General features: G+C 63.0%; 21 protein-coding genes. 12 read left to right on the top strand and 9 right to left on the bottom strand.

What is annotated here, in order from left to right:
* Window positions 1-5: 5 nt before the first annotated feature.
* The 4 genes from AAZU54_RS10050 to AAZU54_RS10035 all read right to left on the bottom strand — a co-directional run bounded on the left by AAZU54_RS10050 (window position 6) and on the right by AAZU54_RS10035 (window position 3,200).
* Window positions 6-716 carry an ABC transporter permease gene (locus AAZU54_RS10050; protein WP_186557074.1) on the bottom strand — a complete coding sequence of 237 codons (711 nt, stop codon included), beginning with the start codon at window positions 714-716 and terminating at the stop codon, window positions 6-8.
* Window positions 713-1,432, bottom strand: coding sequence for an ABC transporter permease (locus AAZU54_RS10045; RefSeq protein WP_186557075.1), 720 nt, complete (start codon window positions 1,430-1,432; stop codon window positions 713-715). Before AAZU54_RS10045 ends, AAZU54_RS10050 begins: the two co-directional genes overlap by 4 nt.
* Window positions 1,433-1,548: 116 nt before the next feature.
* Window positions 1,549-2,301, bottom strand: coding sequence for a transporter substrate-binding domain-containing protein (locus AAZU54_RS10040; protein ID WP_186557076.1), 753 nt, complete (start codon window positions 2,299-2,301; stop codon window positions 1,549-1,551).
* Window positions 2,302-2,327: 26 nt separating this feature from the next.
* On the bottom strand, window positions 2,328-3,200 hold the full coding sequence (locus AAZU54_RS10035; protein ID WP_186557077.1) for a MurR/RpiR family transcriptional regulator: 873 nt from the start codon (window positions 3,198-3,200) through the stop codon (window positions 2,328-2,330).
* Window positions 3,201-3,355: 155 nt separating this feature from the next.
* Here AAZU54_RS10035 and AAZU54_RS10030 point away from each other — a divergent pair, with 155 nt between their 5' ends.
* From AAZU54_RS10030 to AAZU54_RS09995, 8 genes are all read left to right on the top strand, one after another.
* Window positions 3,356-4,381 (top strand): Ldh family oxidoreductase, encoded by a 1,026-nt coding sequence (locus AAZU54_RS10030; protein ID WP_312155661.1) that lies wholly within the window; start codon window positions 3,356-3,358, stop codon window positions 4,379-4,381.
* Between the two features lie 176 nt (window positions 4,382-4,557).
* Window positions 4,558-5,754, top strand: coding sequence for an aromatic amino acid transaminase (locus AAZU54_RS10025; RefSeq protein WP_434727093.1), 1,197 nt, complete (start codon window positions 4,558-4,560; stop codon window positions 5,752-5,754).
* A gap of 316 nt (window positions 5,755-6,070) precedes the next feature.
* Window positions 6,071-7,360 carry a serine/threonine transporter gene (locus tag AAZU54_RS10020; protein ID WP_186557080.1) on the top strand — a complete coding sequence of 430 codons (1,290 nt, stop codon included), beginning with the start codon at window positions 6,071-6,073 and terminating at the stop codon, window positions 7,358-7,360.
* A gap of 132 nt (window positions 7,361-7,492) precedes the next feature.
* Window positions 7,493-7,993: a thiol peroxidase gene (tpx, locus tag AAZU54_RS10015; RefSeq protein WP_186557082.1), complete on the top strand. Its 501-nt coding sequence runs from the start codon at window positions 7,493-7,495 to the stop codon at window positions 7,991-7,993.
* Between the two features lie 213 nt (window positions 7,994-8,206).
* Window positions 8,207-9,475 (top strand): MdtA/MuxA family multidrug efflux RND transporter periplasmic adaptor subunit, encoded by a 1,269-nt coding sequence (locus AAZU54_RS10010; RefSeq protein ID WP_186557084.1) that lies wholly within the window; start codon window positions 8,207-8,209, stop codon window positions 9,473-9,475.
* Window positions 9,472-12,570: an MdtB/MuxB family multidrug efflux RND transporter permease subunit gene (locus AAZU54_RS10005; protein WP_405129501.1), complete on the top strand. Its 3,099-nt coding sequence runs from the start codon at window positions 9,472-9,474 to the stop codon at window positions 12,568-12,570. The genes AAZU54_RS10010 and AAZU54_RS10005 overlap by 4 nt, the downstream gene beginning before the upstream one ends.
* The gene (locus tag AAZU54_RS10000) at window positions 12,567-15,674 is read left to right on the top strand and encodes an efflux RND transporter permease subunit (RefSeq protein WP_186557088.1); all 3,108 of its coding nucleotides are present in this window, start codon (window positions 12,567-12,569) and stop codon (window positions 15,672-15,674) included. Before AAZU54_RS10005 ends, AAZU54_RS10000 begins: the two co-directional genes overlap by 4 nt.
* Window positions 15,671-17,170, top strand: a complete 1,500-nt coding sequence (locus tag AAZU54_RS09995; protein WP_186557091.1) for an efflux transporter outer membrane subunit — start codon at window positions 15,671-15,673, stop codon at window positions 17,168-17,170. The genes AAZU54_RS10000 and AAZU54_RS09995 overlap by 4 nt, the downstream gene beginning before the upstream one ends.
* Window positions 17,171-17,203: 33 nt before the next feature.
* Here the strand turns inward: AAZU54_RS09995 and AAZU54_RS09990 are convergent, their stop codons facing one another.
* Both AAZU54_RS09990 and AAZU54_RS09985 read right to left on the bottom strand, forming a co-directional pair.
* Entirely contained in the window at window positions 17,204-18,472 is a 1,269-nt protein-coding gene (locus AAZU54_RS09990; RefSeq protein ID WP_434727123.1) for an ATP-binding protein, read from the bottom strand.
* A 62-nt stretch (window positions 18,473-18,534) separates the two neighbouring features.
* A complete protein-coding gene (locus AAZU54_RS09985; protein WP_186557093.1) occupies window positions 18,535-19,245 on the bottom strand; it encodes a response regulator in 711 nt (236 codons plus the stop codon).
* 166 nt (window positions 19,246-19,411) lie between these two features.
* On the opposite strand from AAZU54_RS09985, the gene AAZU54_RS09980 reads away from it, so the two are divergent.
* The 3 genes from AAZU54_RS09980 to AAZU54_RS09970 all read left to right on the top strand — a co-directional run bounded on the left by AAZU54_RS09980 (window position 19,412) and on the right by AAZU54_RS09970 (window position 22,650).
* Window positions 19,412-19,717, top strand: a complete 306-nt coding sequence (locus tag AAZU54_RS09980; RefSeq protein ID WP_186557094.1) for a hypothetical protein — start codon at window positions 19,412-19,414, stop codon at window positions 19,715-19,717.
* 28 nt (window positions 19,718-19,745) lie between these two features.
* A complete protein-coding gene (locus tag AAZU54_RS09975) occupies window positions 19,746-20,414 on the top strand; it encodes a DUF3313 domain-containing protein (RefSeq protein ID WP_186557096.1) in 669 nt (222 codons plus the stop codon).
* Window positions 20,415-20,562: 148 nt separating this feature from the next.
* Entirely contained in the window at window positions 20,563-22,650 is a 2,088-nt protein-coding gene (locus tag AAZU54_RS09970) for a putative bifunctional diguanylate cyclase/phosphodiesterase (RefSeq protein WP_217838527.1), read from the top strand.
* On the opposite strand, the gene AAZU54_RS09965 is transcribed toward AAZU54_RS09970, so the two are convergent.
* Together AAZU54_RS09965 and AAZU54_RS09960 are read right to left on the bottom strand one after the other, a co-directional pair.
* Entirely contained in the window at window positions 22,647-22,907 is a 261-nt protein-coding gene (locus tag AAZU54_RS09965) for a DUF1652 domain-containing protein (RefSeq protein ID WP_186554305.1), read from the bottom strand. The two genes, AAZU54_RS09970 and AAZU54_RS09965, sit on opposite strands and share 4 nt — an antisense overlap.
* Window positions 22,908-23,179: 272 nt before the next feature.
* On the bottom strand, window positions 23,180-23,833 hold the full coding sequence (locus tag AAZU54_RS09960) for a DUF1345 domain-containing protein (RefSeq protein WP_434727092.1): 654 nt from the start codon (window positions 23,831-23,833) through the stop codon (window positions 23,180-23,182).
* Window positions 23,834-24,011: 178 nt separating this feature from the next.
* On the opposite strand from AAZU54_RS09960, the gene AAZU54_RS09955 reads away from it, so the two are divergent.
* Window positions 24,012-24,926: a site-specific integrase gene (locus tag AAZU54_RS09955; protein ID WP_264232584.1), complete on the top strand. Its 915-nt coding sequence runs from the start codon at window positions 24,012-24,014 to the stop codon at window positions 24,924-24,926.
* A gap of 9 nt (window positions 24,927-24,935) precedes the next feature.
* On the opposite strand, the gene AAZU54_RS09950 is transcribed toward AAZU54_RS09955, so the two are convergent.
* Complete coding sequence (locus AAZU54_RS09950) at window positions 24,936-26,126, bottom strand: type II secretion system F family protein (protein ID WP_434727091.1); 1,191 nt, start codon at window positions 26,124-26,126, stop codon at window positions 24,936-24,938.
* Between the last annotated feature and the right edge of the window lies 1 nt (window position 26,127).

The following is a 26,127-nucleotide window of genomic DNA, read 5'->3' as shown; positions in this document are numbered from 1 at the left end:
TTCGGTCAGTTCAGGTGGCGGCCCAGGCGGGCTTCCAGGTGTTTCAGGGTGCGCCGGACGATTTCCACGATCAGCAGATAGAGCACCGCCGCCCACAGGTAGATCTGGAAGTCGAAACTGCGCGAGAAGGCCAGCTTGGTCACGCCCATCAGGTCATAGATGGTCACCAGCGAGGCGATGGCGCTGGCCTTGATCATCAGGATCAGCTCGTTACCCAAGGGGCCGATGGCCACCAGCAACGACTGCGGCATGATCACCTTGAAGAAGGTGGTCGAGCGCTTGAGGTTGAGCGCTCGCGCCGCTTCGTACTGCCCCGGGGCGATGGCCAGCAGGCTGCCGCGGAAAATTTCTGCCTGGTAGGCGGCAGTGTTCAGGGTGAAGGCGAGCACGGCGCAGTACCAGGCCTCGCGGAAGAACCACCATAGCCCCAAGTCTTGCCAGAAGCCTTTGAGCGAGCCGAGGCCGTAGTACAGCAAAAACAGCTGGGCCAGCAGTGGCGAGCCACGGAAGAAATAGATGTAGCCAGCAGCCAGGCGGTTGAGCAGTGGCTGCTTGGACATCCGCGCCAGCGCCAGCAGCAGGCCCAGTAGCGCCCCGAGGGTAAACGAGATAGCCACCAGCTTGGCGGTCACCAGCAGGCCATCGATAAAGCGCGGTCCGTAGCGCTCCAGCAGTTCGGGGTCGAGCACCAGCCCCAGCAGTTGTTCGACAGTCATGCCCGTGCTCCTTGCAGGTGACGGCTGCAGCGCCGCTCGATGAAGGCAAACACCCGGCCCGACAGCGCCGAGAACAGCAGGTAGCCCAGGCAGGCCACGCCATAGAAGAACATCGGCTCCTTGGTCACGCTGACCGCCAGGTTGGTCTGGCGCATCAGATCGACCAGGGAGATGGTCGACACCAGCGAAGTGTCCTTGAGCAGCGACAACCAATTGTTGGATAGGCCGGGCAGGGCGATGCGGGTCAACTGCGGCAATACCACCTTGAAGAACCCGGTGCGCTTGCTCAGGCCCAGTGCCGAGCAGGCTTCAAGCTGGCCCTTGGGCAAGGTCTTGAAGGCGGCCAGCCAGATTTCGCTGGAGAAGGCGGCGAACACCAGGCTGAAGGCGATCATCGCCGCGAGGAAGGTATTGATCAGCACCTCGCCTTGATAGCCCATGGCAGCGAGAATCTTCTGCGCAGCGATCTGGCAGCCGTAATAGATGATCAGCAGGGTCAGCAGCTCCGGCAGGCCGCGAAATACCGTGGAAAAAGTGGTTGCCCAGGCCCGTGGCAGGCGTTTGCGCGAGCGGGCGGCAAGGGCCACAGCCAGGCCAAGTGGCAGGCCAATAGGCAGACAAGCCAGGGCCAGCGACACAGTCACCAGGGCGCCGGCGAGCAGCGCCTGGCCCCAGCCACCGCTGGCGAAAGACAGCAAGGACAGTTGATCGAACATGGGTGTTTCCCCACTTGCAATGAGTGCATGCGAACGTGCGCGGGAGCGGGCTTGCCCCGTGATGGCGCCCGTCAGGCGCCTAGGCTGAGCCCGCTGCCACGCAAATGTCCTGGTGGTCAGTTATAGATGTCGAACTCGAAGTACTTGCTGGCGATCTTCTGATAAGTGCCATTGGCGACGATCTCGCCTAGGGCCTTGTTCAGTCGCTCGCGCAGCGCCTCGTCGTCCTTGCGCACGGCGATGGCGGCATCGGCTTTGGTCTTGCTGACATCACCGAGGATCTTGCAGCAGTCCTGGCCGTTCTTTTTCTGCCAGTCGAGCAGGGGGAACTTGTCGGCGATCACCCCGTCCAGGCGCCCGGCAGCGAGGTCGGCGTTGGCCTCATCCATGGTCGGGTAGAGCTTCACATCGGCGCCGGCCTTGGCGTACACGTCCTCGGCGTAGATCGCCTGGGTCGAGGACGACTGGGCGCCAACGGTGTAGCCTTTGAAGTCGGTCTGGGCGTCGCTGATCGGGCTGTCCTTGGCGACCGCGACGGTCAGCGGGGTGCGGTAATAGTGGTTGGTGAAGGCGATCTTCTTGCGCCGCTCCTCGGTGTCGATCATCGAGGCGACCACAGCATCGTATTTGCGCGCCATCAGCGCCGGAATGATGCCTTCCCAGTCTTGCGCGACCAGCGTGCACTCGACTTTCATCTGCTCGCACAGGGCGTGGGTGATATCGATATCGAAACCGTGCAGCTTGTTGTCGGCATCGACATAGTTGAACGGCGGATAAGCGCCTTCAGTGGCGAAACGCAGGGTCTCGGCGCTGGCAGTCCCCGCCAGCAGCAGGGCGCACGCACCCACCATAGCCATGGTCTTGTTCATCTTGCACCTCTAGGGTTGCTCGCTTGCTATTGTTGTTTTCCCGCCGGCCACGAGGTGTAGCCGACGAACTCGTTATGTAGAGCGGCAGTCGCTTCCAAGCGCTTTTCAACATCAGGCCCGAGTTTCTTGCAGACCTCGTTGACCATCAGGTGCACCCACGACAGCATCGCCGAGGTGGATTCCCAGAACAGATTGAACTCGGTGGGGATGCGAAATACCTCGTCGGCATTGGCATCGGCCCAGTCACAGAAGGTGTCGGTCACCAGCGTGACCGGAATGCCCGCCTGGCGTGCCTTCTGGCACAGCATCAGGGCGTGGCGTGAATAGCGGCGCGCCTCGAAGACCACCAGCGCACTGTGGTCTGGGCGGCCGAGCAGGACCTCGCCAAAGTGCCCGGCGCTGCCGTCGACCACCTGCACGCCATCGCGCAGGTAGTGCAGCAGGTGGGTCATGCATTGGGCGACGCCGCGCTCGGTCTGAAACCCGGCGATGAACACCCGGGGCCGTTGTGCCAGGCGCTGGGCAACCTGGTGCCAGGCCTCAGTGCGGCTGTACTCATGCACCCGCACCAGCGCGGCGATTTCCAGCTCCAGGCTGCCGCTGCTTTGACTGTCGTCGTGCTTCTGGCGATATTCTTGCAAACGGTCACCCACCAGCCATGGGCCATCGCCCAGGTCGCTTTGCAGGTCTTGCTTGAGCGCCTTCAAGTGGGCATAGCCGAGCGAGCGGCAGAAACGGCCAACGCTGGATTCGCTGACGCCAAGCTTTTCGGCGATGCTCGCCGAAGTCTGGAACGGCAGTTCGTGCAGGTTGCCGAGCATGTAGCTGGCGATCTTGCGGCCCGAGGCGGCAGCACTGTGCAGGCTGTGCTCCAGGCGTTGCTTGATCGATTGGCTCATGACGTGCTCCGGGCTGGGTGAGGCGTGAAATAGAAAATGGATCTTTTCTGTCATCAAGTCAACATTTGACAGATAGCTGTCACATGCATGAAAGTTTTTGTCATTGCCAGCGCTGTTGCCATTGCGTTTCCAATAATTCCAAAAAGGAGCTTCAGATGTCCGCACCCTCCACCAGCGCAGTCGTGCGCGTGCCGTTTGCCCAATTGCAGGCGTTGCTGAAAGCGATCCTCGAGCGCCATGGTTGCAGCCAGCAAGTCGCCAGTGCTCTGGCGTTCAACTGCGCCAGTGCCCAGCGTGACGGCGCCCATAGCCATGGCGTGTTCCGCATTCCCGGCTACGTCTCGACCCTGGCCAGTGGCTGGGTCAACGGCAAGGCCGTCGCGCAGGTCAGTGATGTGGCGTCGGGGTATGTCCGGGTCGATGCCGGCGGTGGCTTTGCCCAGCCCGCGCTGGCTGCGGCGCGCGCGCTGCTGGTCGAGAAGGCGCGCAGCGCCGGGATTGCTGTGCTGGCGATTCACAATTCGCACCATTTCGCGGCCCTATGGCCGGATGTCGAGCCGTTCGCCGATGAGGGCCTGGTGGCGCTCAGCGTGGTCAACAGCATGACCTGCGTGGTGCCCCATGGCGCCAGCAAGCCGCTGTTCGGCACCAACCCGATTGCCTTCGCTGCGCCGTGCGCCGGGACTGACCCGATCGTCTTCGACATGGCTACCAGCGCCATGGCCCATGGCGATGTGCAGATCGCGGCGCGCGCCGGTCAGCAACTGCCGCTGGGCATGGGGGTGGATGCCAATGGCCAGCCGACCACCGACCCCAAGGCGATTCTTGAAGGTGGCGCGCTATTGCCGTTTGGCGAGCACAAGGGCTCGGCGCTGTCGATGATGGTCGAGTTGCTGGCGGCGGCATTGACCGGCGGCAACTTCTCCTGGGAGTTCGATTGGAACGGTCATCCGGGGGCGAAGACGCCGTGGACTGGGCAGCTGATCATCGTCATTGACCCAAGCAAGGCCGAGGGTGATCGCTTTGCCCAGCGCAGCCGCGAGCTGGTTGCCCAGATGCAAGCGGTGGGGTTGACGCGCATGCCGGGTGAGCGGCGTTATCGCGAGCGTGAGGTGGCTGAGCGTGAAGGGGTGGCGTTGACCGAGCAGGAGTTGCACGAGCTCAAGGCAATGGCTGGCTGAACGGGCGCTATCGCGGGGCAAGCCCGCTCCTACTAGTAGTCGTGCAAGGGACACACCTGGCGGGTCGTGCAGCCTTGCACTGACTCTGTTGCACCAAGGTGATGTTCCTTGGGCGCAACTGCGGGTATCCTCGCTCAAGCATTTCCGAACTGTCCTGATTCAAGGAGCTGTGCGCTGTGTTCAAACATGTCGATGCCTATGCCGGCGATCCGATCCTCTCGTTGATGGAAACCTTCAAGGCCGACCCGCGTGCCGACAAGGTCAACCTGAGTATCGGCCTGTACTACGATGAGGCCGGCGTCGTGCCGCAGCTGGCGGCCGTGGCCGAGGTGGAAAAGCGCCTGGCCGGTCAGCCCCATGAAGCTTCGCTGTACCTGCCGATGGAAGGTCTGGCCAGCTACCGCCAGGCGATCCAGGCACTGCTGTTCGGTACCGATCATCCGGCCGTCGCTGGCGGGCGGGTTGCCACCGTGCAGACGGTCGGTGGCTCCGGCGCGCTGAAAGTCGGCGCCGACTTCCTCAAGCGCTACTTCCCGCAGTCCGAAGTCTGGGTGAGCAATCCGACCTGGGACAACCACCGGGCAATCTTCGAAGGCGCGGGATTCAAGGTCAACACCTACCCGTACTTCGATGCGAGCACCCGTGGAGTGGACTTTGCCGGCATGCTGGCAACCCTGCAGAGCCTGGCACCCAACAGCGTGGTGCTGCTGCACCCGTGCTGCCACAACCCGACCGGTGTCGACCTGGACCAGAGCCAATGGCAGCAAGTGGTCGAAGTGGTCAAGGCGCGTGAGCTGATTCCGTTCCTGGATATCGCCTATCAAGGCTTTGGCCAAGGCCTGGTTCAAGACGCCTACGCCATTCGCGAAATGGCCCGTGCCGGTGTCCCGTGCCTGGTCAGCAATTCGTTCTCGAAAATCTTCTCGCTGTATGGCGAGCGGGTAGGGGGCCTGTCGGTGGTCTGTGACGACCAGGCGACTGCGCAGAGCGTGCTGGGTCAGCTCAAGGCCACCGTGCGCCGCAACTACTCCAGCCCACCGGCATTTGGTGCGCAGTTGGTAGCCGGCGTACTGAACGATGCCGAGCTCAATGCCCAGTGGACGGCGGAAGTCGAAGTGATGCGCAAGCGTATCCTGCAAATGCGCCAGGGCCTGGTCGATCTGCTCGGCGAGCTGTTGCCAGGTCAGGACTTCCAGTTCTTCCTCGAGCAGCGTGGCATGTTCAGCTACACCGGTTTCAACGTCGAGCAAGTGCGCCGTCTGCGCGACGAGTTCGGCGTTTACCTGATCGACAGCGGCCGGGTCTGCATGTCGGGGCTGCGCCCAGACAACCTGCGCCGTGTGGCCGAGGCGTTCGCCGCGGTTCAGAAGTAAATCGTTTGGGGCCGCTACGCGCCCCTTCGCGGGCAAGCCCGCTCCCACAGGTATAGCGCTCATCTTCAAAGTGGCGCGGGCCCTGTGGGAGCGGGCTTGCCCGCGAAGGGGCGCGTAGCGGCCCCATCATTTCACCCATTCTTGCAGCTCATGTCGCCTTTTCCTGTCATGACAAGTGCAACCGTCCCTCGGACGGGGCTTCGCAAGTGCAACCTTTCAGTGCACAATCGCGCCCCTCTTTTCGGTTGAGGTGTGCGATCCCTCTGTTTCGCCACTCTCAGCCTGTTGCAGTCTTGCGAGTGGAGTTGCACCCGGAATGAATGAGCAGGCCCAAGGCGTTGAACAACGCTTCGAACAATCGTCCCCCGCCGTCCTCGGCAGCTGGTCGCGTCAAGACACTACCTGGATGCTGGGCCTGTTTGGCACGGCTATCGGCGCCGGAACCCTGTTCCTGCCGATCAACGCAGGCCTGGGCGGCTTCTGGCCGCTGCTGATCCTGGCGATCCTCGCATTCCCCATGACTTACTACGCACACCGCGGCCTGACCCGCTTTGTCCTGTCCGGACGCAGCGGCGACATCACCGAGGTGGTCGAAGAGCATTTCGGCATCAAGGCCGGTGCACTGATCACCATCCTGTACTTCTTCGCCATCTTCCCGATCCTGCTGATCTACAGCGTGGCGTTGACCAACACGGTCACCAGCTTCATGCAGCACCAGCTGCACATGACCCCACCACCGCGCGCGCTGCTGTCGTTCGTGCTGATCCTCGGCCTGCTGGCGATCGTGCGCTGCGGCGAGCAGGCCACGGTCAAGGTCATGAGCCTGCTGGTGTACCCGTTCATCGTTGCCCTGGCGCTGCTGGCGCTGTACCTGGTGCCGCACTGGAGTGGTGGCATCCTCGACACCGCCATGCAGGTGCCGTCCGGCTCGGCCTTCCTGCACACCGTGTGGCTGGCGATTCCGGTGATGGTGTTCTCCTTCAACCACTCGCCGATCATCTCGGCGTTCGCCGTCGACCAGAAGCGTCGCTATGGCGAACATGCCGATCAGCGCAGCGGGCAGATCCTCTCGCGCGCCCACCTGCTGATGGTGGCCATGGTGCTGTTCTTCGTGTTCAGCTGCGTACTGACCCTGGACAGCGCTCAACTGGCTGAAGCCAAGGCGCAGAACCTGTCGATTCTGTCGTACCTGGCCAACCACTTCAGCAATCCGACTATCGCCTTTGCCGCGCCATTGATTGCCTTCATTGCCATCGCCAAGTCGTTCCTGGGTCACTACATTGGCGCCAGCGAAGGCCTTAAAGGCATCATCAGCAAGGCCGGCCTGCGTCCAGGTGCCAAGGCCCTGGATCGCATGGTCGCCGCGCTGATGCTGGTGGTGTGCTGGATCGTCGCCACGCTCAACCCGAGCATCCTGGGCATGATCGAATCACTCGGCGGGCCGATCATCGCCGTGCTGCTGTTCCTGATGCCGATGTACGCCATCCGCAAAGTGCCGTCGATGCGCAAGTACAGTGGCGCGATGTCCAATGTGTTCGTGGTGGTGGTGGGTCTGGTCGCCATTACCTCGGTGGTCTACTCGCTGGTAGACAGCCTGCTGGGCTGATCGCGTTATTGTTGTAAGAAATGTCCGGGTCGGCTGTCGCCACCCGGACATTTTTATGTGCGGCCATAGGCTTGGGCGCAGCTTCATGCTTAACTCAGTGTCCTTTCCAAACCCCGTATAAGGATTACGCTCATGGCTCAAGTGACCCTCAAAGGCAACCCGGTTCAGGTCAAAGGTGTCCTGCCGAAGGCTGGCGCCCAGGCTCCGGCCTTCTCGCTGGTTGGTGCGGACCTGTCTGACCAGTCGCTGAAGGACTTCGCCGGCAAGCGCAAGGTGCTGAACATCTTCCCAAGCGTCGATACCCCCACTTGCGCCACCTCGGTACGCAAGTTCAACGCCCAGGCCAATGACCTGGCCAACACCGTAGTGCTGTGCGTGTCGGCTGACCTGCCGTTCGCCCAAGCGCGTTTCTGCGGCGCCGAAGGCCTGGAAAACGTCAAGAACCTGTCGACCCTGCGTGGTCGTGAGTTCCTCGAAAACTACGGCGTGGCCATTGCTGACGGCCCGCTGGCTGGCCTGGCTGCCCGCGCAGTAGTGGTGCTGGACGAAAACGATAAAGTCCTGCACAGCGAACTGGTTGGCGAGATCGCTGAAGAGCCGAACTACGAAGCAGTGCTGGCTGTCCTGAAGTAATCGCTTATTGGGGCTGCGCAGCGGCCTCAATAGTATCTAAGCAACACCCTGAAACGGCCTGGAACGATTTCCAGGCCGTTTTCATTTAAAGTTCATCGTTTTAGCAACGTCAGCCAAAGGTAAATGCCTGGTAAAGCCGCTTTGCTAAACCGGTCTCAATGCTTATCGTTCACCCTCCCACGTCGCCGTTTCCGAACAAGGTTCGTTCAACCCATGCAAGCTTCCGTCTCCCGCTCCCCTCGTCGCTGGCTCATCGGCCTGCTGATCCTGCTACTGGTGGCCTTGTTGGCCTGGTGGCTGTGGCCCGCTGCGTCGACCTCCAAGGAACCGGCCGGGCGCATGGGGAAAAATGGCCGCCCAGGCTTTGGTGGCTCGACCGAGGCGGTGCCGGTGCGAGTCGAACCGGTGCAGATCGGCGATTTCCCGCTGTATTACAAGGCGTTGGGCACGGTCACGGCGAACAACACGGTCAATGTGCGCAGCCGCGTTGCCGGTGAGCTGGTCAAGATCCATTTCAAGGAAGGCCAGCAGGTCAAGGCAGGCGATCTGCTCGCCGAGATCGATCCGCGCAGCTACCGCATCGCCTTGCAACAGGCCGAAGGCACGCTGGCGCAAAACCAGGCGCAGCTGAACAATGCCCTGGTCGATGTAGCGCGCTATAAAGGCCTGTACGCCGAAGACAGCATCGCCAAGCAAACTCTGGACACCGCCCAAGCGCAGGTGGCGCAGTTCCAGGGCTTGGTCAAGACCAACCAGGCAGCGGTAAGCGATGCCCGGCTGAACCTCGAATTCACCCAGATCCGCGCACCGATCAACGGGCGCTTGGGCCTGCGTCAGCTCGACCTGGGCAACCTGGTTGCCGCTAACGACACCACCGCGCTGGTGGTCATCACCCAGACCGAGCCGATCAGCGTCGCCTTCACCCTGCCGGAAACCGAGCTGAGCACCGTGCTCGAGCGCTATCGCAGCGGCGCGGCGTTGCCGGTCGAGGCCTGGGACCGTGGCGACAGCAAGTTGCAGGCCACCGGTGTACTCGGCAGCCTGGATAACCAGATCGACACCACCACCGGCACCCTCAAATTCAAGGGCCGTTTCGAAAACAAGGACCAGGCCCTGTTCCCCAACCAGTTCGTCAACGTGCGCCTGCTCGCCGATACCCTCAAGCAGGTGGTGATGGCCCCAGCCGCGGCGATCCAGTTCGGTAACGAAGGCACTTTCGCCTACGTGGTCAACGCGCAGAACACCATCAATGTGCGCAAGCTCAAGGTCGGTGCCAGCGATGGCGAACGCAGTGTGATCCTCGAAGGCCTGGCTGCCGGTGATCGATTGGTGCTGGAAGGCACCGACCGCCTGCGCGAAGGCAGCAAGGTCGAAGTGGTCGAAGACAGCTCGCAAGTGCCGACCACCCCCGGTCAGCATTTGCAGGGCCAGGACGCCAATGGCGCGATCGAGGCCGGTAAGTCGGACAAGGCGGGCGCATGAACCTCTCGCGCCTGTTCATCCTGCGACCAGTCGCCACCACGCTGAGCATGCTGGCCATCGTCCTGGCCGGCCTGATCGCCTACAAGCTGCTGCCAGTCGCGGCCTTGCCCCAGGTCGACTACCCGACAATCCGGGTCATGACCCTGTACCCCGGTGCCAGTCCGCAGGTGATGACCAGCGCGGTCACCGCGCCGCTTGAGCGCCAGTTCGGCCAGATGCCAGGCCTGACCCAGATGGCCTCGACCAGTTCCGGCGGCGCCTCGGTGTTGACCCTGCGCTTTAGCCTGGACATGAACATGGACGTCGCCGAGCAGCAGGTGCAGGCTGCGATCAACGCCGCCAGCAATCTGTTGCCCAGCGACCTGCCGGCCCCCCCGGTGTACAACAAGGTCAACCCGGCCGATACCCCGGTGCTGACCCTGGCCATCTCGTCCAAGACCATGCCGCTGCCCAAGCTCAACGACCTGGTCGATACCCGTGTGGCGCAAAAGCTCGCCCAGATCAGCGGCGTGGGCATGGTCAGCATCGCTGGCGGCCAGCGCCAGGCAGTGCGGATCAAGGTCAACGTCGACGCCTTGGCCGCCAACGGCCTCAACCTGGATGACGTGCGCACCTTGATCGGCGCCTCCAACGTCAACCAGCCCAAGGGCAACTTCGACGGCCCGACCCGGGTGTCGATGCTCGATGCCAACGACCAGCTGCGTTCGCCCGAGGAATACGCCAACCTCATCCTCGCCTACACCAATGGCGCGCCGCTGCGCCTGAAGGACGTCGCCGAAATCGTCGATGGCGCTGAAAACGAGCGCCTGGCGGCTTGGGCCAACGAGAACCAGGCGGTGCTGCTCAATATCCAGCGCCAGCCGGGGGCCAACGTCATTGAAGTGGTCGATCGGATCAAGGATTTGCTGCCATCGATCACCGACAACCTGCCGGCCGGCCTGGATGTAATGGTACTCACCGACCGCACCCAGACCATCCGCGCCGCCGTTACCGATGTGCAGCACGAGCTGCTGATCGCCATCGTCCTGGTGGTGATGGTTACCTTCGTGTTCCTGCGCCGCTTCAGTGCGACCATCATTCCCTCGATTGCCGTGCCGCTGTCGTTGATCGGCACCTTCGGTGTGATGTACCTGGCGGGCTTTTCCATCAACAACCTGACCCTGATGGCCCTGACCATCGCCACCGGCTTCGTGGTGGACGATGCCATCGTCATGCTGGAGAACATCTCCCGGCACATCGAGGAGGGCGAGACGCCGATGCAGGCGGCGCTCAAGGGCGCGCGGCAGATTGGCTTTACCCTGATCTCGCTGACCTTCTCGCTGATTGCCGTACTGATCCCGCTGCTGTTCATGGCCGACGTGGTCGGCCGGCTGTTCCGTGAGTTCGCCATCACCTTGGCCGTGGCCATCCTGATTTCCCTGGTGGTGTCGCTGACCTTGACCCCGATGATGTGCGCGCGCTTGCTCAAGCGCGAGCCCAAGGAGCAAGAGCAGAGCCGCTTCTATCGTGCCAGCGGCGCGTGGATCGACTGGCTGATCGAGCACTATGGGCGGGGCCTGCAGTGGGTCCTCAAGCACCAGCCGCTGACGTTGCTGGTGGCGGTCGGCAGCCTGGTGCTGACTGTGTTTCTCTACATGATCGTGCCCAAGGGCTTCTTCCCTGTGCAGGACACCGGGGTGATCCAGGGCATCTCCGAAGCGCCGCAATCGACCTCGTTCGCCGCCATGAGCGAGCGCCAGCAGGCGCTGAGCAAGGTCATTCTGCAAGACCCTTCGGTGCAGAGCCTGTCCTCGTATATCGGCGTCGATGGCGACAACGCCACGCTCAACAGTGGCCGTCTGCTGATCAACCTCAAGCCCCACGGCGAGCGCGACGTCACTGCCAGCCAGGTGATCGATCGCCTGCAACCGCAGGTCGACAAGCTGGTGGGTATTCGCTTGTTCATGCAGCCAGTGCAGGATTTGAGCATCGAAGACCGGGTCAGTCGCACCCAGTATCAGTTCAGCCTGTCCTCACCAGACGCAGACATGCTTGCGCAGTGGAGCGGCAAGCTGGTCCAGGCCCTGCAACAGCGCGCCGAACTGCGCGATGTCGCCAGCGACCTGCAAGACAAGGGCCTACAGGTCTACCTGGTGATCGACCGCGACATGGCCAGCCGCCTGGGCATCAACGTGGCGCAGATCACCAATGCCTTGTACGACGCCTTCGGCCAACGCCAGATATCCACCATCTATACCCAGGCCAGCCAGTACCGCGTGGTGCTGCAGTCGCAGGCTGCGGCCAACATCGGCCCGGCAGCGTTGGAGTCGATCCACGTCAAGGCCAGCGACGGTGGCCAGGTGCGCCTCTCGGCCCTGGCGCGTATCGAGCAGCGCCAGGCGCAGCTGGCGATCTCGCACATCGGCCAGTTCCCGGCGGTGATGATGTCGTTCAACCTGGCGCCAGGCGTGGCCTTGGGCGAGGCAGTCCAGGCCATCGAGCAGGTGCAGCAGGACATCGGCATGCCCCTTGGCGTACAGACCCGTTTCCAAGGCGCCGCCGAAGCCTTCCAGGCTTCGCTGTCGAGCACCTTGCTGTTGATCCTGGCGGCGGTGGTGACCATGTACATCGTGCTTGGCGTGCTCTACGAGAGCTACATCCATCCGGTGACTATCCTCTCGACCTTGCCGTCGGCAGCGGTCGGCGCGTTGCTGGCGTTGATCCTCAGCGGTAATGACCTGGGCATGATCGCGATCATCGGCATCATCCTGCTGATCGGTATCGTCAAGAAGAACGCCATCATGATGATCGACTTCGCCCTGGAGGCCGAGCGCAATCAAGGCATGGCGCCGCAAGAGGCGATCTACCAGGCCGCGCTGCTGCGCTTCCGACCGATCCTGATGACCACCCTGGCCGCGTTGTTTGGCGCGGTGCCGTTGATGCTCGCCACCGGCTCCGGTGCCGAGCTGCGTCAGCCGCTGGGCCTGGTGATGGTCGGCGGGTTGCTGGTCAGCCAGGTGCTGACCCTGTTCACCACGCCGGTCATCTACCTGTACTTCGACCGCCTGGCGCGCCGCTGGCGTCCGGCTGCTGACGCCAAGCAGGCCGAGGCATGAATCTCTCCGGTCCTTTCATCCGCCGGCCAGTGGCGACCATGCTGCTGAGCCTGGCGATCATGCTGCTCGGTGGCGTGAGCTTCGGCTTGCTACCGGTGGCGCCGCTGCCGCAGATGGACTTCCCAGTGATCGTGGTGTCGGCCAACCTGTCGGGCGCAAGCCCCGAGGTCATGGCTTCCACCGTAGCCACGCCACTGGAGCGCAAGCTCGGTGCCATCGCCGGGGTCACCACCCTGACCAGTAGCTCCAACCAGGGCTCGACCCGGGTGATCATCGGTTTCGAGCAAGGCCGCGATATCGATGGCGCGGCACGCGAGGTGCAGGCGGCGATCAACGCCACCCGCAACCTGCTGCCAAGCGGCATGCGCAGCATGCCCACCTACAAGAAGATCAACCCATCGCAGGCGCCGATCATGGTCCTGTCGTTGACCTCCGACGTCTTGCAGAAGGGCCAGCTGTATGACCTGGCCGACACCATCCTGTCGCAAAGCCTGGCCCAGGTCAGCGGGGTAGGGGAAGTGCAGATCGGCGGCAGCTCGCTGCCGGCGGTGCGCATCTCGCTGGAGCCACAGCTACTCAACCAATACGCGCTGTCGCTCGATGAAGTGCGCACGGCGGTGGCCAACGCCAACCAGCGCCGGCCGATGGGCTTTGTCGAAGACGCCGAGCGCAATTGGCAGGTGCGCGCCAATGACCAGTTGGAGAAAGCCAAGGACTACGCGCCGCTGGTGATTCGCCAGAGCGATGGCTCGATCCTGCGCTTGTCTGATGTGGCGACCATCACCGACAGCGTCGAGAACCGTTACAACAGCGGCTTCTTCAACGACCAGAGCGCGGTGTTGCTGGTGATCAACCGGCAGAACAACGCCAACATCATCGAAACCGTCGAGCAGATCAAGGCGCAGTTGCCGGCCCTGGAATCGCTGCTGCCGGCCAGCGTCAAGCTGAACATCGCCATGGACCGCTCGCCGGTGATCAAGGCGACCCTCAAGGAAGCCGAGCACACCTTGTTGATCGCGGTGGTGCTGGTGATCCTGGTGGTGTACCTGTTCCTCGGCAACCTGCGCGCCTCGCTGATCCCAAGCCTGGCGGTGCCGGTGTCGTTGGTCGGCACGTTCGCGGTCATGTACCTGTGCGGGTTTTCCCTGAACAACCTGTCGCTGATGGCGCTGATTCTGGCCACCGGCCTGGTGGTGGACGATGCCATCGTGGTGCTGGAGAACATCTCCCGGCATATCGAGAACGGCGAGCCACCGATGCGCGCGGCGTTCCTCGGCGCCAAGGAAGTGGGCTTCACCCTGCTGTCGATGAACGTCTCGCTGGTGGCGGTGTTCGTCTCGATCCTGTTCATGGGCGGTATCGTGCGCAGCCTGTTCCAGGAGTTTTCCATCACCCTGGCCGCAGCGATCATCGTCTCGCTGGTGGTATCGCTGACCCTCACGCCGATGCTCTGCGCGCGCTGGTTGCGCCCGCACCAGCAGGAGCAGAACCGCTTGCAACGCTGGAGCGACAAGGTTCACCAGCGCATGGTCGCCGGTTACGACCGCAGCCTGGGTTGGGTCTTGCGTCATCGCCGCCTGACCCTGCTCAGCTTGCTGGTGACCATCGGGGTCAACGTCGCCCTGTACGTAGTGGTGCCCAAGACCCTGATGCCGCAGCAGGACACCGGCCAGCTGATGGGCTTCATCCGCGGCGACGACGGTTTGTCGTTCACCGTGATGCAGCCGAAGATGGAGGTCTACCGCCGCGCGCTGCTCGCAGACCCGGCCGTGCAGAGCGTGGCCGGCTTCATTGGTGGCAATAGCGGCACCAACAACGCCATGGTCCTGGTACGTCTCAAGCCGATTGCCGAACGCAAGCTCAACGCCCAGCAGGTGATCGAGCGCCTGCGCAAGGAAATGCCCAAAGTGCCAGGCGGGCGGCTTTACCTGATGGCCGACCAGGACTTGCAATTGGGCGGCGGCGGGCGCGACCAGACCACCTCGCAGTACCTGTATACCCTGCAAAGTGGTGACCTGGCGGCATTGCGCGAGTGGTTCCCGAAAGTCACCGCGGCCTTGCGCGCACTGCCTGAGCTGACCGCCATCGACGCCCGTGATGGCGCCGGCACCCAGCAAGTGACCCTGGTCGTCGACCGCGATCAGGCCAAGCGCCTGGGCATCGACATGGAAATGGTCACCAGCGTGCTCAACAACGCCTACAGCCAGCGGCAGATATCGACCATCTACGACAGCCTCAACCAGTACCAGGTCGTGCTGGAGATCAACCCCAAGTATGCCTGGGACCCGAGCACCCTGGAGCAAGTCCAGGTGATCACCGCGGACGGCGCACGCGTGCCGCTGTCGGCCTTCGCCCGCTACGAGAACAGCCTGGCCAATGACCGCGTCAGCCACGAGGGCCAGTTCGCCGCCGAAGACATCGCCTTCGACGTTGCCGAAGGCTACAGCCCCGACCAGGCGATGGCCGCGGTGGAGAGGGCAGTGGCCAAGCTTGGTCTGCCCGAGGAAGTGATCGCCAAGCTCGGTGGCACCGCCGATGCCTTTACCAAGACCCAGGAAGGCCAGCCGCTGATGATCCTTGGCGCGCTGGTGCTGGTTTACCTGGTGCTGGGCATTCTCTACGAGAGCTACATCCACCCGCTGACCATTCTTTCGACCTTGCCTTCGGCCGGCGTCGGCGCGTTGTTGGCGTTGTACGTCACCGGTGGCGAGTTCAGCCTGATCTCGCTGCTTGGCCTGTTCCTGTTGATCGGCGTGGTGAAGAAGAACGCCATCCTGATGATCGACCTGGCCCTGCAATTGGAGCGTCAGCAAGGCATGAGCCCGGAGGAGTCGATCCGCCGCGCGTGCCTGCTGCGTCTGCGGCCGATCCTGATGACCACCATCGCCGCCATTCTCGGCGCGCTGCCGTTGATGCTCAGCAGCGCCGAAGGTGCCGAGATGCGCCAGCCATTGGGCCTGACCATCATTGGCGGTCTGGTGTTCAGCCAGGTCCTGACCCTTTACACAACGCCGGTGGTCTACCTCTACCTCGACCGCCTGCGTCACCGATTCAACCGTTGGCGCGGCGTGCGCACCGACGCCGCTCTGGATACCCCGCTATGAACTTTGCCCAGACCCCACTTCACCGTGCCCTGCAGCAGCTGGGCCGTGGCCGCGGCTCGCGACTGCTCGGCGCCAGCCTGTGCGCATTGATGCTCAGTGCCTGTACCTTGAGCCCCGACTACCATCGGCCGGAGCTGGCCACGCCTGCGCAATTCAAGCAGGCCGAAGGCTGGACCCAGGCCAATCCCTCCGACGCCATTGCCCGTGGCGCCTGGTGGGAGCTGTATGGCGATGCCGGGCTCAATGCCCTGGTCGAAGAACTCAACCGCAGCAACCAGACCGTTGCCCAGTACGAGGCCCAGTACCGCCAGGCGACCGCACTGATTCGCAGCAGCCGCGCTTCGCTGTTCCCCAGCCTCGATCTGTCGGCCGGCAAGACCCGTTCGGCGCAAGGTACCGGCAGTAGCAGCTCAAGCCTGTCGAACAATAGCAGCGGCATCCGCAACACCTACAACGCCCAGCTCGGCGTCAGTTGGGAGATCGACCTGTGGGGCAAGCTGCGCGAGACGCTCAATGCCAACGAAGCCAGCGCGCAAGCCAGCTTTGCCGACTTGGCGGCGATTCGCCTGAGCTTGCAGTCGGAACTGGTGCAGAACTACCTGCAACTGCGCGTCATCGATGAGCAGAAGCGCTTGTTGGAGGCCACCGTCGCTGCCTATGAGCGTTCGCTGAAAATGACCGAGAACCAGTACCGCGCCGGTGTTTCCGGCCCGGATGCGGTGGCCCAGGCGCGCACCCAGCTCAAAAGCACCCAGGCCGACCTGATCGACCTGATCTGGCAGCGCGCGCAGTACGAGAACGCCATTGCCGTGCTGATGGGTAAGGCCCCGGCCGATTTCGCCTTGGCTGACAGCAAGTCGATTCCGGCCTTGCCGCAGATTCCCGTTTCGCTGCCCTCGCAGCTACTGGAACGGCGCCCCGATATCGCCTCGGCGGAGCGCAACGTCATGGCGGCCAACGCCAATATCGGCGTGGCGCGTGCGGCGTACTTCCCAGACCTGAGCCTGAGCATGAGCGGCGGCTATTCGAGCAGCAGCTTCAGCAACTGGATCGAGCTGCCCAACCGCTATTGGTCGGTGGGGCCATCGCTGGCCATGACCTTGTTCGATGCCGGTAAGCGCAGCGCCGAGGTCGATCGCACCGTCGCGGTGTATGACCAGACCGTGGCGCAGTATCGCCAGACCGTGCTCGACGGCTTCAAAGAGGTCGAGAACTACCTGGTCCAGCTCAAGGTCTACGGCGACGAGGCGGTGGTACGCCAGGAGGCGCTGGACGCTGCCCGTGAGTCGCTGCGCCTGACCGAGAACCAGTATCGCGCTGGGTTGATTGGCTATCTGGATGTGGTCAATGTGCAGACCACTGCCCTGAGTAACGAGCGCAGTGTGTTGACCCTGTTGCAAGGGCGGCTGGTGGCCAGTGTGCAGTTGATTGCCGCGCTGGGTGGCGGTTGGGATGCCGAGCAGGCCTTCGCCGAGGCTGAGCGCGCCCAGGACTGATGAGGTAGCGGTTGCTGGCCCTGCAGATTTGCTTCAGCTACGCCCCGGCAGCTCAACCTGCGCAATCAGCCCTGAGCCGCTGCCATTGCGCAGGGTCAGCTCGCCGCCTTGCTCGCGCACGATCGCCCGCGCTGCCGACAGGCCCAGGCCCACCCCGCCGGTGTCGCGGTTACGCGAGCCCTCAAGGCGAAAGAACGGATCGAACACGCGCTGCAGGGCGGGTTCGGGAATCCCCGGCCCTTGGTCGCTAACCTCGATGCGCACGGCTTGCTCGTCACTGCTCAGGTCAATGCGCGGCTGTCGGCCATACTTCACCGCATTGTCCAGCAGGTTGACGATCACACGCTTGATGCTCAGCGGCCGGCCGTCATACACCAGGTGCGCAGGGCCGGCGAAGTCGACGGCAATGCCCTGGTCGCGGTAGTCGTCGATGATGGTTTGCAGCAGCTCCGACAGATCGAACGCGGTGCTCTGCTCCAGCGCGGTGTCTTCGCGGAAAAACGCCAGGGCGGCGTTGATCATCGACTGCATTTCTTCGACATCGCGAATCAGTTTGCGCTGGTGATCGAGGTCTTCCATGAACTCGCTGCGCAAGCGCATCCGCGTCAACGGCGCACGCAGGTCGTGGGAGATGGCTGCGAGCATGTGAGTGCGCTCAGCGATGAAATGCTGAATCTGCGCCTGCATGGTGTTGAAGGCGATGATCGCCTGGCGGATTTCGTGGGGGCCTTCAAGCTTGATCGGTGGCGCGCTTAAATCACCTCCAAAGCGCCGGGCCGCACCGGCAAAGCGCTGCAGGGGCTTGGCCAGTTGGTGGGTGGCGATCCAGGCGACCAGCAAGGTGGCGATCAGCCCCAGGGCGATGATCACGCCAATACGGGCCGGCAAGTTCAAACCCCAGCTGCGCTCAGGTGGCACGAACGACAGCCAGCTGCCATCGCCGAACTCGATCAGCACGGCATACCGCGCCTGGACGCTGCCGCTGGGCCAGTCACTGGGCCGGTAGACTTCGATTTCCCGCTGATTGCCGAGCAATTGGCGCAGCACGGGCACTTTGCCGGGGTCGACCTGCGCGCCACCCGGCGGCAAATCGAATGCGCGGCGCTCGGCTTGCCATTGCACCTGCAGCATGGGGCTGCTGGCGGCATTGGCCAACTGCGGGCGCAGGGGCGCCGGGGCGGCTTCGATCACCCGCGCGGTGGCGGCAATCTGGTCGAGCAAACCTGTGCGGTCGATCGGCGGCCGCGCCCAGATGCCTGCCACCTGCACGAACAGGGCATTGAGGGCCAACGAGATCAGCATCGCCAGCAGGATAGTCAGGGCAATGCGCCGGTTGAGGGTATCGCGGCGCCAGCGCGGTGTAGTCACGAGCGGCTAACCTTGGCGGTGAACATGTAACCGCCGTTGCGCACGGTGCGGATCAGGTCCGGACGCTTGCTGTCGGGCTCGATCTTGCGCCGCAGGCGGCTGACCTGCACGTCGATGCTGCGGTCATAAGCGTCGTGGCCTTGGCCGTGGGTGAGGTCGATCAGTTGCTCGCGGGTGAGGATGCGCTGTGGATGCTCGAGAAACACCAGCAACAGATCGAACTCACCGCCAGACAGTGGGATCATCACGTTTTCAGGCGAGCGCAACTCGCGCGCGGTGATGTCCAGGTGCCAACCGGCAAAGCCGATTATCGGCCGTGACGGTTCGCTGTCGGGCACTTGCCGTTCGCCTACCCGGCGCTGCAAGGCGCGCAACCGCGCCAGCAGCTCACGCGGGGCGAACGGCTTGGTCAGGTAATCGTCGGCGCCCAGCTCCAGGCCGACGATGCGGTCGCTCAGTTCGGCCATGGCGGTGAGCATGATGATCGGGATGCCGGTTTGCGCGCGGACTTTCTGGCACAGGCTCAGGCCGCCTTCACCAGGCAGCATCAGGTCGAGAATGATGGTGTCCGGGCGCTGCTGGGCGATCGCCGCCCACATCGCCTCGCCATGCGGGGCGACATCCACCTCATAGGCATGCTGAAGGAAGAACTTCTTCAGCAACGACAGGATTTCCATATCGTCGTCGACGATCAGCAGTCTGCTCACGATCACTCAGGTCCACAGGCGAAAAAAGGGCAACTGTAAAACCATTGCCCGGGTTGGGTCATATATTTCAATCGAGCAACAAAGCGTCAAAGCAGCCATCAAGCGGACATCCTCCAGCAAAACGCGCCGGGCACTCTGCCGGCTTTCCAAGCCAAAGGGGGCGTCCATGAAGGTTTTGCACAGCAAGTATCCCGCACACGACATCGCCCGCTCGTTGATCCTGATGCAGCGCACCACCACCACCGGGCGCGACGAGCCGATCATTTTCCAGCAGTCCTGCCTGGGGCTGGCCCAGGATCAGCACCAAGTAGTGCTGCGCCGCTACGTCGAGCACTACAGCCCGGACAGCGGTCACTGGGTCGAGTACGCCCACGCAGTGCCCACCGCCGAGCTGATCGCCTGGATCATGGCCCATGGGCAACTGCGCATCGCCTGCTCCGAAGGCGCTGAAGGTAGCCAAGTCCATGTATGACCACGTAGTTGTTAAAGGGATTGCCGTGATGAGAAGCAACCGTTCGCTGTCGCTGCTGTTTGCCGCCGTGTTGACCCTGTCGGCCTGTAGCAGCAAAAAGGCGCCCAATGAGATGCACGCCGGGTTTCTCCAGGACTATAGCCTGCTCAGCCAGCGTCAAGCGCCCTCGGGCCAGACGGTGCTGAGTTGGGTCAGCCCTGGCGTGAGCCGGGGGCAGTACACCCAGGTGTACTTTGCCCCCAGCGTGTTTTACCCACGGTTCGAGCCGAGCGAGCGGATTCCTGGGGCCACTTTGACTAACGTGCTCGGCTATTACGATGCATCGCTCAAGTACGAGCTGGGCAAAGTCTTGACCGTGGTCGACAAGCCAGGCCCGCATACCTTGGTGGTCAGGCCTGCCATTACCCGGGTTGCGGCCAGTACCCAGGGCCTGCGCTTTTATGAGTGGCTGCCAATTACCTTGGTCGCAGCCGGGGTGAGCACTGCCACCGGGATACGCGATCAGGACAGCGAGATCAGCACTGAGCTTTCATTTGAGGATGGCGCGACCGGGGCGGTGGTGGCCGAGGTGATGAGGATGGGCACCGGGGTGCCGCTGGAGAATGACCGGCAGGTGATGACGGCGGATAACGTCAAGGCTGTGCTCGATGGCTGGGCGTGTGATTTGCGTGAGGCGTATGCGGCGGTCTACAGGTAGTTGCCGGACGAATATAGGGGCGCGCAGCGGCTCCTCTTGCACAGGATTGGATCCGTTCTCATTCGCGAAAACCCGTGCGTTTCGCTAAAGCTTGAGTACAATCATCAGCTTTTTGCGGGCACTCCCACGCCCGCCGCTGGATGTGCCAATGCTGATCGGTAGCTACTCTTCCTCGCTGGTGTTGATCTCGCTGTGCGTCGCCATTCTTGCCTCCTACACCGCCCTTGACCTGACCGGGCGGATCGCCACGGCCAAGGGCCGTGCAGCGCATTTGTGGATGGCTGGCGGGGCGTTGGCCATGGGTATCGGCGTGTGGTCGATGCACTTCATTGGCATGCTCGCCTTCAGCCTGCCGATCGACCTGGGCTACGACTTGCCACTGACCGCGCTGTCGTTGCTGATCGCGGTGCTGTCGTGTGGCTTTGCCTTATGGCTGGTGAGCCAGCCTAGCCTGCCGTGGCTGCAACTGGGCTTTGGCGCGCTGATCATGGGCAGCGGCATCAGCAGCATGCATTACATGGGCATGGCTGCCCTGCGCATGCAACCGGGCATCGATTACGACCCGACGCTGTTCGGCGCCTCGCTGGCGATCGCAGTCGGCGCTTCGGCCGCGGCGCTGTGGATTGCCTTCCGTCTACGCCAGCACACCCCTTATGTGCGGCAGATCCGCGGCGCGGCGGCAGTGGTGATGGGTATTGCCATCGTGGGCATGCACTACACCGGCATGGCTGCGGCGAACTTCCCCGAGGGCAGCTTCTGCGGCGCGTTGACCACTGGCCTGAGTGGCGACGGCCTGGATTACCTGGTGCTGATCACCACCTTGGCAGTGCTCTCGGTGGCACTGCTGACCTCGGTGCTCGATGCCCGGCTGGAAGCGCGCACCGCAGAGCTTGCGCGGTCGCTGACGTTGGCCAACCAGGAACTTACCCAGTTGGCGCTGCACGATATCCTTACCGGCTTGCCCAACCGCACGCTGCTGGCCGATCGGATCGACCAGGCAATCGGCAAGGTGACCGAGCAGGGCGGTTGTTTCGCGCTGATGTTCATCGACCTGGATGGCTTCAAGCCGGTTAACGATGCGTTTGGCCATCATGTCGGTGATCAGTTGCTCAAGGCTGTCGCCTCGCGCCTGCGTGGTCACTTGCACAGCCAGGACACCCTGGCGCGGATTGGCGGCGATGAGTTCGTCCTGCTGGTCGAGCTGCAAGAGCCGGAGGACGCCATGGATGTAGCGGCCAAGCAAGTCAACCTGGTCTCGCGGCAATTTCGCGTGGCCGAGCACGACCTGCAACTGACCGCGAGCCTGGGCATCGTGCTTTATCCGGGCAACGGCGTCGATCAGCTCGAACTGCTGCGTAACGCCGATGCGGCGATGTACCACGCCAAGAGCGCAGGCAAGAACGGCTACAGCTTCTTCGACGTGTCGATGAACAGCAACGCCCGCCAGCAGCTGCAATTGCTCCAGGACCTGCGCGCAGCGTTGGAGCTTGGCCAGTTCCGCCTGCATTACCAGCCTAAATTCGACGCTACCCTGCGCCAGCCAATTGGTGCCGAGGCGTTGCTGCGTTGGGATCATCCGCAGCAGGGGCTACTGCTGCCGGACCGCTTCATCGGCCTTGCGGAAAAAACCGGGCTGATCATCCCCATCGGTGAATGGGTGCTCGATGAAGCGTGTCGGCAGATGCGCGAGTGGCTGGAGCAGGGGCACCCAGACTGGCGCATGGCGGTCAACCTGTCGGCGATCCAGTTTTGCCACGCAGGCCTGGTGGCCAGTGTTGCCAGCGCCTTGCAGCGCAATCAGCTGCCCGCCAACCGCTTGACCCTGGAGATCACCGAAACCACGGCCATGCACGACGCCGATGCCAGCCTGACCGTGCTGCAGAAGCTGTCCGACATGGGCGTGGACATTTCCATCGACGACTTTGGCACCGGCTATTCGAGCCTGATGTACCTCAAGCGCCTGCCGGCCAACGAACTGAAGATCGATCGCGGATTCGTCCGTGATCTTGAGCACGACAGCGATGACGCCGCGATCGTCTCGGCCATCGTCGCCCTTGGCCAGGCGCTGGGCCTGCGGATCGTTGCCGAGGGGGTCGAAACCGATCGCCAGCAAGACTTTCTCACCCGCTTAGGGTGCGATTCGCTGCAGGGCTACCTGATGGGCAGGCCGGTACCTGCCGAGCAGTTCATGGCAGGGCTGGTGGCATTGCGGGAAAAACAGCAGCAGGTCGGCTAGACCGCGTCGCGCAAGGCGAACGATGGGACGAACGCGGCCATTTCATCCTCTACCGCTTCGATGATCCGTTCGACATCGGCCGCGGCCATGATCGCCGCACAGGGAATGCCGGCGATGGCCAGTACGGTTTCGCCAGTGGCGCGGTCGAACAGGCGGGCGATCATGCTGCGCGGCGCATCCATGCTGGCTTCGAATCCCAAAGGGTGGAAGTGCCAGCGCATCACCTGGCAGGCGTTGGGGAACGTCATCTTGTTCATGCCAGCCTCCTTGTCCTCATTTTGAACGCGGTGATCATGCGGCCACTCATGCGGCCGGTGGGACTGTAACGATAGCACTTGGCTTAGCAGTGTCCCCCAGAAAATATGACAAATGTGCTAATGCATGACGGCGGTCACAGCACCTGCTTGGATGCTCGCTGGCGGCAGTTTGTCAGGCAAACGTTTTCGCTGTGTGCAGGGCCTGGGGCGAGAGGAGGGCTGTGCTGTTTTTCCGCCTGCGCCTGCCCAGCAGTTTCCGACCGACGGTGCAGCTAATTTGCGCCAAGCAGGCCGGCAGCAATGTTGATGGTAAAGCCCAGGATGGCGGTATTGAATACGAAGCCTACCAGTGAGTGGGCCAGCACCACCCGGCGCATGCCTCGGCCGCCGACACCGACATCAGAGGTCTGCACGGCGACGCTGATGGTGAAGGAGAAGTAGTGAAAGTCCCAGTAGTCGGGGTTGCGCTCGTTGTCGGCAAAACGCAACAGCGGCTGGTGGCCCTTGTCGGTGTAGAACAAGCGCGCGTAATGCAGGCTGAAGATGCAGCCGATCAGCAGCCATGAGCCCGCCACCGTCAGGCCGGTGTACAAGTAGTGCAAGGCGAGCGCGCTGCCTTGCAGGCCGCGGCTGGACACCAGTTGCAGGGTCACCGCGGCAAGGCTGGCGATAGCCGCGATGCACACGGTGAACAACACCAGCGCTGCGTTCTCATCCTCGACCCGGGCGACCTTGCGCACCGTCTCAGGCGTGGCCCGCCAGGTCAGCCAGGCGACCAACAGCAAGTACAGCCAGACGCCCAGGTTCCAGCCCGCGAGAATGTGCTGGGTCAGATCATCTGCTGGGATCAGCCAGGCGCCCACCAGTCCGGCGAGGGCGGCGACGCTCAGGCGTGGGTGGGTACGGGTCAAACGGTGCAAAGCCATGCTGCCTCGGCGCTCAATGGTCATGGCTACCACTCTAGCCCACCCCGGGGCTAGGCCTCAGGTTCGATCAGAGCAGTAGGAATGAGGTACCATCACCGCCTTCACACTGCGCAAAGCCCTTGTATATCAAGGTGATGGCACCGTTTTCGCCTCCGTTTCACGCTACAGGATCCACGTTTTGTCTGATCTCCTGCACAATCCGCTGTTGCAGTATCTGGCGCGCTTGGCGCCATCCAGCCAGTTGACCATGCGTTACATCCTCCAGGATGGCGCCGACCGCCTGGGGTTCGTCGATTGCGATATCGAAGAGGTGCCGTGGCATCGTCTTGAGCCTGGCCATGTCATCGCTCTGGTGGCGGCGCTGCGTGCCGATGGCTATGCGCCGAATACCTCGTCGTTGTATGTCAACGCGGTGCGCGGGGTGATGAATGAAGCCTGGCGCCAGGGCCTGATCGACCACGAGCAGTTGCTGCGCATACGCGAGGTCAAGCCAGACAGCGGCAGCCGCTTGCCACCGGGGCGCAATCTGCGCCGTAGCCTGATTCGAGAGCTGATGGACGTCTGCGCCGCCGACCCACGCCCGCAAGGCGTGCGCGATGCGGCGATCATTGCCTTGTTGTATGGCACCGGCATGCGCAAGTCGGAATCGGTCGATGTCGATCTGGCCCAGGTCGACTTCCAGGCCCGCAGCCTGCAAGTGGTGGGCAAGGGCAACCGCCAGTTGGTCAAATATGCACCGGCTTGGGCCTTCGAAAAGCTACAGGCCTGGCTCGACCTGCGCCGTGCGCAGTTAGCGGAAGGTGAGGGCGATGACGGCTTTCTGTTCAATCGGATTCGCCGGGGCAATCACATCACTCGCGCGCGGATCACCAAGCATGCCATCTATTACATCGCTCGCCAGCGTGGCGCCCAGGTCGGGGTGAAGATCATGCCCCATGATTTTCGCCGGGCGTTCATTACCCGGGTGATCGAGGAGCACGACCTGTCGATTGCACAGAAGCTGGCCCACCATGCCAATATCCAGACCACCGCCGCCTATGACCGGCGCGACGACAACGAGCGGCGGCGGGCGGTGGATCGCTTCGATTACTGAGGCTTGCGCTCAATGAATGCTCGAAGCCAGCTCGAAGATCGGCATGTACATCAGGATCACGATCAGGCCGATCAACAGGCCAATGAAGGTCATCAGCAAAGGCTCGAACAGTTTCACGAACCATTCCACCCAGCGACCGACTTCCTGGTCATGAAAGTCGGCGCAGCGCTCGAGCATCTCGCCCAGGTTGCCCGACTGCTCGCCGGCCCTGAGCAGGCGCAGTGACACTGGCGTCACCAAGCCGCCAGCCTCCAGTGCATCGGACAGCGGCAGGCCTTCAGCGACCCGCTGGCTGGCTTGCTCAAGCCCCTGCGCGGTGCCGCTGCCGAGCAGCCCACGGGCCATGCCCATGGCAGTCAGAATGGATATCCCGCCTTGTAGCAAGATCCCCAGCGAGCGGTAGAAACGCGCCAGTTCATACATCAGCAAGCGCTGGTGCAACGCCCCAAAGCGCCGTATTTGCCGCCCCAGCCAGCGCCGTAATGCTGGGTTACGGCGCATCAGCGCCAGCGCCGTCAGCGCGCCAAGCGTGGCCACTGCCAGCGGCAGCATCTGCGCATGCAGGAACAGGCCAATCTGCATCAATACCCGCGACAGCCAGGGCAGTTCAGTGCCCATGCCCTCGAACACCAAACTGAAGCGCGGCACCACATAGCCCAGCAAAAACAGCACCACGCCACCCCCAACCAGCAGCAACAGCAACGGATACACCGAGGCTCCCACCAGTTTCTGCCGGACCAGGTCCAGCCGCTGGCGGTAGCCGATGTAACGGCCCAGGGCATCGCCGAGGGCGCCAGTGCGTTCGCTGGACTGCACCAGCGCCACATACAGGGTTGGAAACACCTGCGGTTGCTGGCCTAGCGCCTGGGACAGCGAGCGGCCTTCATACAGCTGACGTACCAATTGCTCGAGCACCTTGCGGGACGACCCGCCAGGGGCTTTTTCGGCCAGGCTTTCCAGGGTATCGATCAGCGGCAGGCCGGCATTGAGCAGGGTGCTCAGTTCCTGACTGAACAGCACCAGGTCGAACGCCGGGGCGCGGCGCCAGGGCAGGCCACGCAGACTGTTGGCCTGGCCGCGCAGGCTGACCACCCGCAGGCCTTGCGCCTGGGCCTGGCGGCGCGCCTGCTCGGCATCCTCGGCGTCGATCTGCAGCTCAACGACGCCTTGGCTCCCCAATGCTTTGAGGTGGTAGCGCATA

The organism is Pseudomonas sp. Je.1.5.c, from assembly GCF_051129895.1.
In the GTDB taxonomy this organism is placed as follows: domain Bacteria; phylum Pseudomonadota; class Gammaproteobacteria; order Pseudomonadales; family Pseudomonadaceae; genus Aquipseudomonas; species Aquipseudomonas urmiensis.
This window is presented reverse-complemented; position numbering and strand designations above follow the sequence as displayed.

What these genes read in the sequence shown, in the direction of transcription:
- AAZU54_RS10010 (WP_186557084.1), top strand. Translation starts at nt 8,207, where the DNA reads ATGCAAGCTTCCGTCTCCCGCTCCCCTCGTCGCTGGCTCATCGGCCTG.
- AAZU54_RS10005 (WP_405129501.1), top strand. Translation starts at nt 9,472, where the DNA reads ATGAACCTCTCGCGCCTGTTCATCCTGCGACCAGTCGCCACCACGCTG.
- AAZU54_RS10040 (WP_186557076.1), bottom strand. Translation starts at nt 2,301, where the DNA reads ATGAACAAGACCATGGCTATGGTGGGTGCGTGCGCCCTGCTGCTGGCG.
- AAZU54_RS09995 (WP_186557091.1), top strand. Translation starts at nt 15,671, where the DNA reads ATGAACTTTGCCCAGACCCCACTTCACCGTGCCCTGCAGCAGCTGGGC.
- AAZU54_RS10000 (WP_186557088.1), top strand. Translation starts at nt 12,567, where the DNA reads ATGAATCTCTCCGGTCCTTTCATCCGCCGGCCAGTGGCGACCATGCTG.
- AAZU54_RS09965 (WP_186554305.1), bottom strand. Translation starts at nt 22,907, where the DNA reads ATGAACAAGATGACGTTCCCCAACGCCTGCCAGGTGATGCGCTGGCAC.
- AAZU54_RS09980 (WP_186557094.1), top strand. Translation starts at nt 19,412, where the DNA reads ATGAAGGTTTTGCACAGCAAGTATCCCGCACACGACATCGCCCGCTCG.
- AAZU54_RS10020 (WP_186557080.1), top strand. Translation starts at nt 6,071, where the DNA reads ATGAATGAGCAGGCCCAAGGCGTTGAACAACGCTTCGAACAATCGTCC.
- AAZU54_RS09975 (WP_186557096.1), top strand. Translation starts at nt 19,746, where the DNA reads ATGAGAAGCAACCGTTCGCTGTCGCTGCTGTTTGCCGCCGTGTTGACC.
- AAZU54_RS09950 (WP_434727091.1), bottom strand. Translation starts at nt 26,126, where the DNA reads ATGCGCTACCACCTCAAAGCATTGGGGAGCCAAGGCGTCGTTGAGCTG.
- AAZU54_RS10045 (WP_186557075.1), bottom strand. Translation starts at nt 1,432, where the DNA reads ATGTTCGATCAACTGTCCTTGCTGTCTTTCGCCAGCGGTGGCTGGGGC.
- AAZU54_RS10050 (WP_186557074.1), bottom strand. Translation starts at nt 716, where the DNA reads ATGACTGTCGAACAACTGCTGGGGCTGGTGCTCGACCCCGAACTGCTG.
- AAZU54_RS09970 (WP_217838527.1), top strand. Translation starts at nt 20,563, where the DNA reads ATGCTGATCGGTAGCTACTCTTCCTCGCTGGTGTTGATCTCGCTGTGC.
- AAZU54_RS10030 (WP_312155661.1), top strand. Translation starts at nt 3,356, where the DNA reads ATGTCCGCACCCTCCACCAGCGCAGTCGTGCGCGTGCCGTTTGCCCAA.
- AAZU54_RS10035 (WP_186557077.1), bottom strand. Translation starts at nt 3,200, where the DNA reads ATGAGCCAATCGATCAAGCAACGCCTGGAGCACAGCCTGCACAGTGCT.
- AAZU54_RS09960 (WP_434727092.1), bottom strand. Translation starts at nt 23,833, where the DNA reads ATGGCTTTGCACCGTTTGACCCGTACCCACCCACGCCTGAGCGTCGCC.
- tpx (WP_186557082.1), top strand. Translation starts at nt 7,493, where the DNA reads ATGGCTCAAGTGACCCTCAAAGGCAACCCGGTTCAGGTCAAAGGTGTC.
- AAZU54_RS09990 (WP_434727123.1), bottom strand. Translation starts at nt 18,472, where the DNA reads ATGCTGATCTCGTTGGCCCTCAATGCCCTGTTCGTGCAGGTGGCAGGC.